12 protein-coding genes are annotated in these 13,647 nt (G+C 56.8%); 3 read left to right on the top strand and 9 right to left on the bottom strand.

What is annotated here, in order from left to right:
• Window positions 1-52 precede the first annotated feature (52 nt).
• Window positions 53-856: an inositol-1-monophosphatase gene (suhB, locus tag AC6I8D_RS14880; RefSeq protein ID WP_031376258.1), complete on the top strand. Its 804-nt coding sequence runs from the start codon at window positions 53-55 to the stop codon at window positions 854-856.
• A 62-nt stretch (window positions 857-918) separates the two neighbouring features.
• Here the strand turns inward: suhB and AC6I8D_RS14885 are convergent, their stop codons facing one another.
• The 3 genes from AC6I8D_RS14885 to AC6I8D_RS14895 all read right to left on the bottom strand — a co-directional run bounded on the left by AC6I8D_RS14885 (window position 919) and on the right by AC6I8D_RS14895 (window position 3,733).
• A complete protein-coding gene (locus AC6I8D_RS14885) occupies window positions 919-1,932 on the bottom strand; it encodes a TIGR04086 family membrane protein (protein WP_312055112.1) in 1,014 nt (337 codons plus the stop codon).
• A 206-nt stretch (window positions 1,933-2,138) separates the two neighbouring features.
• Window positions 2,139-3,116, bottom strand: coding sequence for a nickel/cobalt transporter (locus tag AC6I8D_RS14890; protein ID WP_497820407.1), 978 nt, complete (start codon window positions 3,114-3,116; stop codon window positions 2,139-2,141).
• A complete protein-coding gene (locus AC6I8D_RS14895; protein WP_312055115.1) occupies window positions 3,107-3,733 on the bottom strand; it encodes a DUF1007 family protein in 627 nt (208 codons plus the stop codon). The genes AC6I8D_RS14890 and AC6I8D_RS14895 overlap by 10 nt, the downstream gene beginning before the upstream one ends.
• 156 nt (window positions 3,734-3,889) lie before the next feature.
• Between AC6I8D_RS14895 and csiE the strand changes: the two genes are divergently transcribed.
• Entirely contained in the window at window positions 3,890-5,158 is a 1,269-nt protein-coding gene (gene csiE, locus AC6I8D_RS14900; protein ID WP_312055117.1) for a stationary phase inducible protein CsiE, read from the top strand.
• Here the strand turns inward: csiE and AC6I8D_RS14905 are convergent.
• Both AC6I8D_RS14905 and glyA read right to left on the bottom strand, forming a co-directional pair.
• Window positions 5,140-6,288: a 3-phenylpropionate MFS transporter gene (locus tag AC6I8D_RS14905; RefSeq protein ID WP_312055119.1), complete on the bottom strand. Its 1,149-nt coding sequence runs from the start codon at window positions 6,286-6,288 to the stop codon at window positions 5,140-5,142. The two genes, csiE and AC6I8D_RS14905, sit on opposite strands and share 19 nt — an antisense overlap.
• A 128-nt stretch (window positions 6,289-6,416) precedes the next feature.
• Window positions 6,417-7,670: a serine hydroxymethyltransferase gene (gene glyA / locus AC6I8D_RS14910; RefSeq protein ID WP_031376264.1), complete on the bottom strand. Its 1,254-nt coding sequence runs from the start codon at window positions 7,668-7,670 to the stop codon at window positions 6,417-6,419.
• A gap of 329 nt (window positions 7,671-7,999) precedes the next feature.
• On the opposite strand from glyA, the gene hmpA reads away from it, so the two are divergent.
• Window positions 8,000-9,184 carry an NO-inducible flavohemoprotein gene (hmpA, locus tag AC6I8D_RS14915; RefSeq protein WP_497820408.1) on the top strand — a complete coding sequence of 395 codons (1,185 nt, stop codon included), beginning with the start codon at window positions 8,000-8,002 and terminating at the stop codon, window positions 9,182-9,184.
• Window positions 9,185-9,236: 52 nt separating this feature from the next.
• Here hmpA and glnB read toward each other — a convergent pair whose 3' ends face one another.
• From glnB to AC6I8D_RS14935, 4 genes are all read right to left on the bottom strand, one after another.
• Window positions 9,237-9,575 (bottom strand): nitrogen regulatory protein P-II, encoded by a 339-nt coding sequence (glnB, locus tag AC6I8D_RS14920; protein WP_003848647.1) that lies wholly within the window; start codon window positions 9,573-9,575, stop codon window positions 9,237-9,239.
• Between the two features lie 126 nt (window positions 9,576-9,701).
• The gene (glrR, locus tag AC6I8D_RS14925; protein ID WP_409519781.1) at window positions 9,702-11,036 is read right to left on the bottom strand and encodes a two-component system response regulator GlrR; all 1,335 of its coding nucleotides are present in this window, start codon (window positions 11,034-11,036) and stop codon (window positions 9,702-9,704) included.
• Entirely contained in the window at window positions 11,036-11,704 is a 669-nt protein-coding gene (qseG, locus tag AC6I8D_RS14930) for a two-component system QseEF-associated lipoprotein QseG (protein WP_312055123.1), read from the bottom strand. The genes glrR and qseG overlap by 1 nt, the downstream gene beginning before the upstream one ends.
• A gap of 3 nt (window positions 11,705-11,707) precedes the next feature.
• Window positions 11,708-13,135: a sensor histidine kinase gene (locus tag AC6I8D_RS14935; protein ID WP_312055125.1), complete on the bottom strand. Its 1,428-nt coding sequence runs from the start codon at window positions 13,133-13,135 to the stop codon at window positions 11,708-11,710.
• Window positions 13,136-13,647 lie beyond the last annotated feature (512 nt).

The raw sequence follows: 13,647 nt of genomic DNA on the forward strand, positions 1-13,647 counted from the left end.
GCTATACTCCGCGCCGTTTTCCCCGTTCTTTAACATCCAGCGAGAGATACCGATGCATCCAATGCTCAACATTGCCGTGCGCGCAGCGCGCAAGGCCGGAAATTTAATTGCCAAGAATTATGAAACCCCGGACGCCGTCGAAGCCAGCCAGAAAGGCAGCAACGACTTCGTAACCAATGTTGACCGCGAAGCAGAACGCCTGATTATCGAAGTGATTCGTAAATCTTACCCGAAACATACCATCATCACCGAAGAAAGCGGTGAACTGGCGGGTGAGGATCAGGACATTCAATGGGTTATCGATCCGCTGGATGGCACCACCAACTTCATCAAACGTCTGCCCCACTTTGCTGTTTCCATCGCCGTGCGCATCAAAGGCCGCACTGAAGTCGCGGTGGTTTACGACCCAATGCGTAATGAACTGTTCAGCGCCGTACGCGGCCAGGGCGCCCAGCTTAATGGATACCGTCTGCGCGGCAGCATCGCTCGCGACCTGGATGGCACCATTCTGGCTACCGGCTTTCCGTTCAAGCTGAAGCAGCACGCGCCAGCCTACATGAACATCCTGACCAAACTGTTTACCCAGTGCGCCGATTTTCGCCGTACCGGCTCAGCGGCGCTGGATCTGGCCTATGTTGCAGCCGGTCGCGTCGATGGTTATTTTGAGATTGGCCTGAAGCCATGGGATTTCGCAGCGGGTGAACTGCTGGTGCGTGAAGCGGGTGGTCTGGTCACTGACTTCACCGGTAACCACGGTTATCTGCATTCCGGTAATATCGTTGCCGGTAACCCACGCGTAGTGAAAGCCATGCTGTCCAACATGCGTGAAGAGCTGAGCGAAGCGTTAAAACGCTAAGTCACAGCACAGAAAAAGGCGGCTTCTCAGCCGCCTTTTTTATTGCCTGTTTTTCGCGTCGGTTAACGACGTTCGTGTGACAGCACCTGACGAGGCTGAGTACGACGGCCCACCATCCCCATCACACCGGCCAGCACCGCTTCGATAATCAACAGAATCAGCGCATACCAGCTGGCTTTCGCCGTGGCCGCTGCCGCTTTCTCTGCTGCTTCACGCGCTTTCTGCTCGGCCTGCTGCTTCACTTCCTGATATTTCTGCATCGCCTGCTGATAGCTCTGCTCAGTCTGGGTAACAATCTGATCGACTTCCTGATCGCTTTTACCGGTACGCGCTTTGATAATATTTTTCAGCGCATCACGATCGGCAGCCTGTAATGTATCTGAATGACGATTCATCACGCCTTTTAACCAGTTAGCCAGATCAGTATCCGCCGTCTGTGGATGGTTAGCGGTGTTGTTAGCCTGGTTCTCTGCATTCTGCGCTTCGTTATTTGCATCCTGTTTTAAGTTCTCAGGCTGTAATTCCGGTTTACCGGTCTGACGCAGCGTGGTTTCCAGCTCGTTTTGCAGGTCATCTAAATTAATATTACTTTCCTGCAGTTTATCTTTCGCCATTTGAGTGACCGATGGCGCAGCAGCGGAAATACCGCTACCCAATGCCTGGAAACCAGAACCGACAATATTCATCGCCCCACCCAATACACTGCTCGCCAGCGCAATCGCCAGGTAAATAGTGAAAATTGTGCTAAGGCCAAACATCAGTAAGCCGTGCAGCGCGCCTTCACGCTGTGCCAGACGACCCGCCACATAGCTACCGGCCGCCATCGCCACCAGCATTTCAATGGCGGTCCAGACCAGTGCGCCAGTACCCAGTCCGTCTAATGGATTCTGTTCCTTCATCGGATCTACGCTGGTCGCGCCAATTGCCGTTCCCAGCAGCGTCAATATGATGTGAACGATCAACGCGCAAATTACCCCGGCAAAAACGGCGCTCCAGGAAATACGCTTTAGTGGCAATCCTGCCGGCCCGGTGGCCAGCGTTTCGGTATAGCCATTATTAATACGGGTATCAGCCATGAAATATACTCCTCGCAAAAAACAGAAAGGTGCTTTGGTTTTTTATCATCCCGGCAGAGAATGCCGTTTTGGTATTAACAGCGTAGACAGTGAATAGTCATTTCACCACCATCGGGAAGTGAGAAAAAAATAACGATGTGAATTTACAGAAATTAGCGAGATAAGCTACGCAGCGGAAATTTAATTCCCGCTGCGTTTGTTAAAGTTCAGAAAGGTCGAATTCCGCCGCTGAAAGCGGGCTGTGCTGACTGCCATAAAGCGATACCGGCCACAATTAATATCAGGCTACCGATTAAGGTCAGCACTGGAACCAGCAACTGTGCCAGTCGATTGTGCCGCGGCTGGGCCAGCCGTTGCGCCACTATCCGGGCGCGCTGGACCAGCAAGCCAATCAGCGAGATGGTCAATGCGGTGCCGAGCGCCATCGCCGCCGCTGAGAGTACGCCCCAGGCATAGACGCCGATCACTTTGGCAAACAGCAGCATCATGATCGCCCCGGAACAGGGCCGCAGCCCCATGGACACGACCACCAGCAGCTGGGTTTTCACACTCACCGCCTCGCGTATCTGCTGCGGTGACGGCAGGTGCGCATGTCCGCAACCACAGTGTGCGTGATGCTGGTGATCGGGACGCAGCGTGCGAAAAGCGAGCGCCGGGCGCGGACGTCGCATCTGCCACAGCGTTCCCAGCGCGCGGTAACCGATCCAGGCCCCCAGCCCGATCACCAGCAGAAAGCTGCCCTTTTCCAGCCAGAAGCTGCTGAGATGCAGCTGACGTGAAGTAGTTTGCAGCAGCACCAGCATCACCGTGACCAGCACGATCGCCACCGAGCCCTGCAATAGCGAGGCCAGCAGCGTCAGCTTAATACTGGTTTTGACTCTGGCCGGATGGGTTGCCAGAAACGTGGTAATCACCACTTTGCCATGGCCCGGCCCCAGCGCATGCAAAACGCCATACAGCAGGCTGAACAGCACCAGCGACAGCCCGGCCTGCTGCGGCTGCTCAGCCACCTGCTGTAACAGTTGAGTCATCTGTTGATGCAGATCTTTCTGACACAACACGCTCTGCAGCAGAATCTGCGGCCAGTTAAGCCAGAGCAGCGTGCCGCCAGTCAGCAGCAGCGCCGCCAGCAGCCACAGCGGCCAGAGTCGTGAGACGCCGCCCGGAGTGGACATTACTGACATGTGAGCCTCACCGTCTGCGCGAACTGCCGGCCCAAATCAAGCTCTTCTGCCGGCGCATCGGCCTTATCCAGCGACAGCGCATACTGTTTCAGCGAGTCGTTGGGCTTTGGCGTGTTAAGCGTAAACTTACAGCGCTCCTGCAGGGCCGGAGGCAGCGTCAGGGCGCTGGCGTTGTCATAAAACATGTCGACAAAATAAGTGGGATCGAAGGTCAGAATGTCGAAACGCTGCCCGGTCAGTACCGGTGGTTCCGCCAGCGGCAGAATAAACTCCAGCACCGCCTTATGACCGTTACGCGAAAGATTATATTCGTCAGGCAGATTCAAAAATTTTACCCGCTGTTGGTTATGCCAGATTTCTGAGAAGTAGTGTTGGCCCAGCACGTTAGCCATCACGCCGGCCGCCAGCTTCTTCCACACCACGCTGCCTGGCTTCGCCTCGCCAGCGTCATACAGCAGATCGGCAGAGGTGATCTCATCCATGGTCCAGGTCATTTTTAAGCCGGTGAAGGTATCCCCCTTCGCCACCAGTTCAGTTTTCATGTCGATGAAACTGTGTGGATGCGCCAGTGCCGCCGGACTTAAGGCCATCAGTAATACAAAGCGTGTGCGTTTCATAATGTTATAAAGTAACGTTCCCGATAAAAAGAATCTATAAGTAACAAAATTTTGTGACCCGCCTTAAACCTCTGACTAAAAAAACCGCCTGACAGCTACCGGGACTGACCGGGTTGGCTATTCTTAGCTCAAACTAGCCTGCTGGAAATCTGATTGATGAGTTCTGCTACCCCTTTGGCACCACTCTTCACCCGTTCACAGCGACAGTGCCATCTTTTATTGCTGCTATTTCTGCCGACTCCCGCGCTTACGCTTGAAAAAGTCTGCCAGTTAAATGGCGTTGATCCTGCGGTTGCCCGACAGGATATCGCGGAAGTGGGTGACGAGATACAGCGATATCACCGGCTGGAACTGCACCAGATGGTGGATGGCAGCTTTCGTCTTCATGGAACAGAGTTGGATCGGCGCCTCTGCCTGCTGCACAACCTGCGACGCAGTTTGCGTTTGTCGCAGACCTTTGTCTGTGAGCATTTTGCCGGTCCGCTGCGTCAGCGTCTGAAAGTGATGAAGATAGAGAAAGCGCTCTACGATGAGACCAATCTGCAGGCGTTAATTCAGCACTGCGGACTGCGGCTGGACCGCGATTTTAGCGAACGGGATCGGCTGTTTTTGCAGATTTTTATGAAGTACGGGCTGTGTCAGCGTCAGCCCGCGCTGTTCAGCGAGGCTCAGCGCGTCTGGCTGCAACATAAAGCAGAACGGCAGGCGGCTGAAGATGTGATCCATCACTGGCGCAAACGCTGCCATCTGGCACCGCACATCAGCGAAACGGATTTCTGGACGCTGCTGTTCAGTCTGATCCACACCCCGCAGGCCGATCGGGTAAAGCATCCCTGCGAGCAGCGATTAATGGCGGCGACAGTACAGCTGATTGCCGATTTTGAGCAGTGTGCTGCGGTGACCTTTGCCGACCGCGACGATCTGCTGCAGCAGCTCTATACCCATCTGGCGCAGGCGCTGGACCGCACCCATTTCACCATCGGTATCGACAACAGCGTGGCGCTGGATGTCAGCCGCCTCTATCCGCGCCTGTTACGCACCACCCAGCTGGCGCTGCGCGCTTTTGAATATGAATACCAGATCGCTTTTACCCCGGAAGAGGTGAGCCTGATTACGGTGATTTTTGGTGCCTGGCTGATGCAGGAAAATGCGCTGCAGGAGAAGCAGGTACTGATATTAACCGGCGAAGATCCGCAGCTGGAGCAGGATGTCGAGCAGCAGATCCGTGAAATCACCCTGCTGCCGATCAATATTACCTACCAGCAGGTGAGCAGTTTTCAGCGCGATGGCGCGCCGCGCGAAGTTGACCTGATTATTTCACCCTACGCCACTTCCCTGCCGCTCTACTCACCGCCGCTGATACATGCGGAACTGCCGCTGACGGCGCACCATCAGCAGCGTATCCGTTATTTACTCGAGTCGTAACGCGGGCGCAGGAACAGCGCCGGCAGCGCCACCAATGCCATTACCCAAAACAGATGCCCCTGCAGATGGGTAAACAGCACGCCGCAAATCATAGTCATCACCGCAATCCCGCCGCCCATTGCCAGCGCGGAATAGAGCGATTGCAGCCGGATCACCTCAGCGCCCTGACGGGCAGCAATAAAGCGCATCGCCGCCAAATGGCAGACGGTGAAACTGCCGCAGTGCAGAATCTGCGCCACAATCAGCAGCGGCAGCGCGGTGCTGGCTCCCAGCAGGCTCCAGCGGATCAGTGCGCAGATGCCCGACAGCAGCAGCAAATCGCGCGCGCTCCAGCGTCGAAACAGGCGGTTGCTGAGCGCAAAAATAATGATCTCCGCGACCACGCCCAGCGACCAGAGATAGCCCACCGTTGAGGCCGAATAGCCGCTCTCCTGCCACCAGATAGCACTGAAGCCGTAATAGGCGGCATGCGCCCCCTGCAGCAGCGTTACGCACAGCATAAAGCGCCAGACCGCGTTTTCACGCAGCAGGTCACGCCAGACCGGCCAGCCACCGCCTGATGCGCCCTGCCGCTCATTCCCCTGTGGATGAGTGGCTGGCGTGAGCATCATTCCGGCCAGCATGCTAAATGCCCCTACCGACAGCAGCAGCAATATTGCCTGCGAGGAGTAAGCACTGACCAGCACCCCGGTCAGCGCCGAACTGATGACAAACGCCAGCGATCCCCACAGCCGTACCGGACCGTAAGCCAGGCCAATCTGCTGCGTCCAGGTGGCGGCCAGCGCATCACTGAGCGGCACCAGCGGCGAGAAGAACAGGTTAAAGCCAATCATCACCGCCAGCAGCCACATCCACTGTTGCCCGACCCAGTAGCCAATGGCGAACAGGCAGGTCATCAGCGCCAGCAGGCGAAGTGCGGTAATTAACTGTGCCGGATTCTTTACCTGAGAGGCGATAAGCAGGCTGCCGACAAAGCGCGCCACCATGCCACAGCCCAGCAGCAGACCGATTTTTTCCGCATCGAGACCGGTGCCTTTGAGCCATACGCCCCAGAAAGGCAGGTAGATGCCGTAACAGAAGAAGTAGGTGAAGTAGCCCAATCCGAGCCATCTGGCGGAGCCGATTGCCATATTCCCTCCAGCAAGTGTGCTGCCTGGCAGTAAGAGTCGGCGCTACTCTGGCAGATCGCCGCACCTCAGACAATAAAAAAGGATGGCTGATGCCATCCTTTTTATGCGGTTACACAACAGGTTAACGCTTAAGCATAGACCGGCAGACGGCTGCAGATTTCCAGCACTTTCTGTTTGGTGCGCTCAATGGTCGCTTCGTCGTTGATGTTATCCAGCACGTCAGCAATCCAGCCCGCCAGTTCACGCACGTCCGCTTCGTTAAAGCCACGACGCGTAACGGCTGGGGTACCGATACGAATACCCGAGGTAACAAACGGGCTCTTCGGATCGTTCGGCACGCTGTTTTTGTTTACCGTGATGTTGGCACGACCCAGCGCCGCATCGGCTTCTTTACCGGTCAGGTTTTTGCTCACCAGATCGATCAGGAACAGATGGTTATGGGTGCCGCCAGAGACGATGTTGTAGCCGCGTGCGATCAGCACCTCGACCATCGCTTTGGCATTTTTCGCGACCTGCTGCTGATAGGTTTTGAATTCCGGCTCCATCGCCTCTTTGAACGCCACCGCTTTACCGGCGATCACGTGCATCAGAGGACCGCCCTGTCCACCCGGGAACACCGCGGAGTTCAGTTTTTTATACAGCTCTTCGTCACCGTTTTTCGCCAGGATGATACCGCCGCGAGGACCCGCCAGCGTTTTGTGGGTGGTCGAGGTCACGATGTGCGCGTGCGGCACCGGGCTTGGGTAGACGTCAGCGGCGATTAGACCGGCAACGTGCGCCATATCAACGAACAGCCATGCGCCGACGCTATCGGCGATTTCACGCATTTTTGCCCAGTCACATACGCCGGAATAGGCAGAGAAACCGCCGACGATCATCTTCGGCTTATGCGTTTTGGCCAATTCAGCCAGCTCGTCGTAGTCGATCTTGCCGGTTTCATCGATGCCGTAAGCGACTACGTTGTAGAGTTTGCCAGAAAGGTTAACCGGTGAGCCGTGGGTCAGGTGTCCGCCGTGGGCCAGGTTCATGCCAAGGATGGTATCGCCCGGCTGCAGCAGTGCGGTGTACACCGCGAAGTTCGCCTGTGAACCTGAATGCGGCTGCACGTTGGCGTAATCAGCGCCAAACAGCTGTTTAGCCCGGTCAATCGCTAACTGCTCAACGATATCAACATATTCACATCCGCCGTAGTAGCGTTTGCCTGGATAGCCTTCGGCGTATTTGTTGGTGAGCTGCGAACCTTGCGCCTGCATAACGCGCGGGCTGGTGTAGTTTTCAGAAGCAATCAGTTCAATGTGCTCTTCCTGACGCACTTTCTCTTGCTCCATCGCCTGCCACAACTCGGCATCATAATCGGCAATGTTCATATCACGCTTTAACATCCGCATCTCCTGACTCAGCTAACTTTTTTAACGGCAGTTTAAGCCCCACCGGGGCGAAGGCCCACAGTGTAAACCGTTTTATCAGGTGAAGGTAGGGTGAATCCCCTCTTTTTCCGCAAACGATTGGCTATGCAGCGGCACGGGATTTTTACGCTTTTTTCTGGCGAAACTGCATCACGATTTTTCTTCAGGATGTGACGGAGATTTCCTCCTCCAGCGGCAGTTCGCGACCTGCCCAGCCGCCAGAAAGTTGATGCGGTTATTTACAGCGCAGCGGGTATCGCTATAAGATGCATTTAAAATGCAACTTTACATGTGAGGTTCTTCCTATGCTTGATGCGCAAACCATCGCGACCGTTAAATCGACTCTGCCCGCCATTGCGGCCTGCGGTCCGAAACTCACCGCCCACTTTTATGACCGCATGTTGTCGCACCATCCCGAACTGAAAAACGTCTTCAACATGAATAATCAGCGCACTGGCGATCAGCGTGAAGCGCTGTTCAATGCGATTTGCGCCTACGGTGCTAACCTGGAAAATCTGGCAGTGCTGCTGCCGGCGGTGGAGAAAATTGCCCAGAAGCATACCAGCCTGAATATTCAGCCCGATCAGTACGCCATCGTCGGCGAAAATTTACTGGCGACCATCAAAGAGCTGCTGGATCCGGGTGAAGAGGTGCTGGCGGCCTGGGGCCGGGCTTATGGCGTACTGGCAGAGGTATTTATCCAGCGTGAAGAGCAGATTTATCAGGCGTCAGAACAGCAAACCGGCGGCTGGCGGGGTACCCGCGCTTTCCGCATCAGCGCGATTGAGCAACAGAGTGCGGTGATTAAAAGTTTCACCTTTACGCCGGTCGACGGCGGACCGGTGGCCGCATTTGAGCCGGGCCAGTACCTGACGGTGCACCTGCAGCCCGCCAGCTTCGAACATCATCAGATTCGTCAATATTCCCTGACTAACCTGAGTAACGGTAAAGATTACCGCATTGCGGTGAAACGTGAGGACAAAGGCACGGTTTCCGGCTGGCTGCATCAGTATGGTCAGGTGGGCGATGAAGTGCAGCTGGCTGCGCCGCACGGTGATTTCTTCCTGCAGGCTGAGTCTGCAACGCCGGTGGCGCTGATTTCGGCGGGCGTCGGTCAGACCCCGATGCTGGCCATGCTGCATGCGCTGGCCGCGCAGCAGCATCCTGCGGCGGTAAGCTGGCTGCACGCTGCGGAAAATGGCGAGCAGCACGCCTTTGCCGACGAAGTCACAGCGACCGGCGCCCGGCTCAGCGATTTCGTTTCGCAGGTCTGGTATCGTCAGCCTGCCCCGCAGGATGCCGGCGCGTTTGATGCGCAGGGCCTGATGGACGTGACGGCGCTGGCAGCACGTTTACAGTCACCGCAGACGCAGTTCTACCTGTGTGGCCCGCTGGGCTTTATGCAGCATGTGGTGGCGCAGCTGCGTGATGCTGGCGTCGAGGATGCACGCATCCATTACGAACTGTTCGGGCCGCATAAAGGCATGTGATTGCGCCATAAAAAAAGCCCGCATCGCCGCGGGCTTTTTTAATCTGGCGAACTCAAATCGCCTCTTCATCCTCTTCGCCCGTACGAATACGCACTACGCGCGCGACGTCAAAGACAAAGATTTTACCGTCACCGATTTTACCGGTCTGCGCAGTGCGCATGATGGTTTCAACACAGGTATCGACGATATCGTCGCCGACCACCATCTCAATTTTTACTTTCGGCAGAAAGTCGACCATATACTCTGCGCCACGATAGAGCTCGGTATGGCCTTTCTGGCGGCCGAATCCTTTCACTTCACTCACGGTCATGCCGGTGATGCCGACTTCAGCTAAGGCTTCACGTACATCATCGAGTTTGAATGGTTTGATAATCGCATCAATCTTTTTCATGTCAGACCCTTTTCTCTCTCCCTCCGTGGTCGGAAGGGTTTATCAAGTATAAATGTTGCTGGCGTGGCCGGGCAGCTAATATCCGCCATGCGGATCACGCTTTGCCCTGCGGATTGGCGGCGCACGCTACTCTTTAAAATCGCTGGCGTCCAGTTCGTGACGAGACAGCAGCTTATAGAACTCAGTACGGTTGCGTCCAGCCAGACGCGCAGCATGGGTCACATTGCCTTTGGTCATCTGCAGTAACTTACGCAGATAGTTCAGCTCGAACTGATTGCGCGCCTCGACAAAGGTGGGCAACGCACTGTTTTCACCGCTCAGCGCCTGCGCCACCAGCGCATCACTGATTACCGGTGACGCGCTGAGCGCCACACACTGCTCAACCACGTTGACCAGCTGACGCACGTTGCCCGGCCAGCTGGCCGCCATCAGGCGTTTCATCGCATCGACAGAAAAGCTGCGGATCTGCGGCTTATGCCGTTCCGCCGCCTGACGCAGCAGATGATTCGCCAGCAGCGGGATATCTTCCGTCCGCTGATGCAGCGCCGGAATTTTCAGGTTAACCACGTTGAGACGATAGAACAGATCCTCGCGGAACTCTTTTTTCTCCATCGCCTTAGGCAGGTCGCGGTGAGTGGCGGAAATGATACGCACGTCGATATCCATGTCGTGATCGCTGCCGACCGGCCGTACCTTGCGCTCCTGCAGCACCCGCAGCAGCTTAACCTGCAACGCCTGTGGCATGTCGCCGATCTCATCCAGAAACAGCGTGCCGCCACCGGCCGCTTTGAATAGCCCATCACGGGCGCTGACCGCGCCGGTAAACGCTCCTTTGGCGTGGCCAAACAGCTCCGACTCCAGCAGTTGTTCCGGCAACGCGCCGCAGTTGATGGCGATAAACGGCTTGCCGTGACGCGGACTGGCAGCATGGATCGCCTGTGCCAGCATCTCTTTACCGGTGCCGCTCTGACCGTTAATCAGCACGCTGACGTCAGACTGCGCCACCATATGCGCCTGCTCCAGCAGCCGCAGCATCAGCGGGCTGCGGGTGACAATAGCTTCGCGCCAGCGGTCATCGCTGATCGGCGCCTGCTGCGCCAGCGCTTCATCAATCGCTTTATAGAGCGCATCACGATCCACCGGCTTGGTCAGAAAGCTGAACACCCCCTGCTGAGTGGCGGAGACCGCATCCGGAATCGAGCCGTGCGCGGTCAGGATAATTACCGGTAGCCCCATGTGGCGTTTCTGGATTTCGCCAAACAGCGCCAGACCGTCCATTTCGTCCATCCGCAGATCGCTGATAACCAGATCAATTTTTTCTTTCTGCAGCAGGCGCAACGCCTCCGGGCCGCTGGCAGCGGTAGTGACCTGATAACCTTCGCTGCTGAGACGCATGCCCAGCAGCTTCAGCAGGCTGGGATCGTCATCGACCAGCAGCAGCCGGGCGGCTTGTTTAACCATTATTGCTCCTCGTCCTGCGGCAATGCGGTGCCGTGACTGCTGTCAGAGACATCCGGCGCTTTGCGGGATGATAGCTGGCGCTCAATGTCAGTCAGTCGCTCCAGCTTACGCTGCGTATCACTCAGCTGCTGTTGCTGCCTGACCATCTGCTGCCGGAGCGTCTCCAGCTGGCCATCACTGCTTTGTTGCAGATGTGCATAACGGGTTCGCGCTTCGCTGAGGTCAAGTTGCGCCGCCTGATTGCTGCGCCACAGCTGAATAAGCGGACGAACCGGCGCAGGAAAATCACTGCTGTAGCTGTCCAGGGTAGCGACATACTGGCGTCGCTCCACCGGGGTGACGTTGCCGTTAGCCATTAACACGCCCTGCTTAAAGGCGCGTGACCAGCCGTCAGCCGGCCAGCGGTGCGCTTCGGCGCGGGCTTCGGCGGGCGACAGCCGTTCTGCACAGTCGATGGCGCGCATCCAGTAGAGCGGATTCGCCAGCGCCGCGTGGTTCTCAATCTGCCACACGTCGCTGCAGCGGGTGGCCAGATAATCGGCTATTTTGACCTCCGGTTCCGCCACCGGATGGCCCGACGGCAGCGATGAGGTGGCCGGAGAAGTAGTACATCCGCTGAGCAGCAGCGTGGTCAGCGTGCTCAACAGCAAAGCGGGTAAATATTTCATCAGTCAGACATTCCCGGCTGTGGTATTCAGTTCAATGCGAAAACAGACGCCGGTGCGATCGCTGGAGACCAGCGACAGGTCGCCCTGCATCCGACGCAGGCAATCTTTGGCGATGCTCAGGCCCAGCCCGCTGCCTTTCACCGGCCCTTTACGCTGCTGGCTGCCCTGAAAGAACGGCTCGAATATCATCTTCTGCTCGTCCGGCGGAATCGGGGTGCCGCTGTTGGCAACCTCGATCCAGATCCGATCGCCCTGCTGCTGACTGCGCAGCCAGATGGTACCGGATTCGCTGCCGTAGTTCACGGCGTTCGAATAGAGGTTGTCGATCACCCGCATCAATAGCGTCGGCTCGGCCAGACAGTGGGTCGCGTTGAGTTCCAGCACCGTCTGCATCAGTTTGGTTCGCGCCGACAGCGCATGGGCGCTAACCACCCGCGCCACAATCTCATCCAGCCTGACCGTTTCCAGTCGGGTCGGGCCATCGGCCAGTTTACGGTTGTAATCCAGCAGTTGCTCAATCAGCCGCTGCAGATGGCGGCTGCTGCTGTCCAGAATCGACACCACCTCTTTCTGCTCGCTATTAAGCGATCCGGCCACTTCATCCGCCAGCAGTTCGGTGCCTTCGCGCAAACTGGCTAACGGCGTTTTCAGTTCGTGGGAGAGATGACGCAGGAATTCATGACGCTGGGTTTCCAGCCAGGCCAGCCGCTCGCTCAGCCAGAGAATACGCTGACCGAGTGATCGCAGCTCGCGCGGGCCGCGAAGCTCTACGCTGCTGCCCAGTTCGCGTCCTTCACCCAGCCGGTTGATCATCCGTTCGATGCGTTTCACCGGCCCGATGATCATGCCGGTGAAGAGCATCATTAACGCCAGGCTGATAATAAACAGAATCAGCGCCTGCCAGCCGAAGAACTGGCCGCGATCGGCAATTTCACGCTGCAGCTGTAAGCCGCGTGAGAACACCACCTCACGCGTGTCCTGCACCATCCGGGCATTGGTGGCCGAGAAGCGATCCAGCGCTTCGGCGGCGCGCGGCACCGGGTTGCCATTGTCGCACTGTGGTTGAGTCAGCAGGGGCAGCGTGGCTTGCAGCGTCTGGAAAGCTGGCAGTTCCGGCAGGCTGGCGCTGTGAGCGCTCAGCATCTGGCTGTAGCGGGTGCGCTGCGTTTGATAGAGCCGCGCCAGCGAGGCGTCATCCAGCACGCAGTACTGGCGATAGCTGCGCTCCAGTTCAACCGCGGTGCGGGCCATCGCCTCACTGCGGCGCACGTCGGTGAAAGTGTTGCGGTTGGTGTCCGCCGCCTGTTCGCTGAGGGCCGAGAGGCTTTCCCACGCCTGCCACGCCAGCACCAGCAGCGGTAACAGCACCAGCACAAACGCCATCAGCACCAGCTGGCGCAGAGAACGGGGAAATAAACGCCATCTTTTCACGCGGCCGCTTCCTTAGAAAAATGCTGTCTGGATGCTAGCGGAGTCTGATGCAGGAAGAAAGGGGCAGAAAATAAAACGGCAGGCGCGCTGGCCTGCCGTTGACGCGACGCCAGCGGCATCGCGGAAAAATGGGTGGAGCCTTACTCAACGTTACGTCCGGCGTTTGATAACGTTGCAAAGCAAACGATTATCGATGAGGTGGACGGCAGGCTCCGTTTGGTGCGTCATTCGGATTTTATGAGCTCTTTTCCGCGGTGCGGGGCAATCATAAACAGGTGAATGAGCAGCGCATGGAGTATAGCAAGTTTCATGCCACTTAATAAATAGTGATGTTTTTCAGTAAATTGTCAGATTGCCCGGACCACCGGCGGCGTTAGCGAACCGCGAAAGCCGCTAAAACTGTCGCCTGACAGCAACACTCAGCAGGGTCGCTAAACTATCTGATATAAATCATCAGGATAAATGTCGCCTGATAGCGACACCGTTGATCGGCGACTGTCGTCATTTGCCAA

This window comes from Pantoea sp. X-Soil-MYKO-1785 (assembly GCF_059730675.1).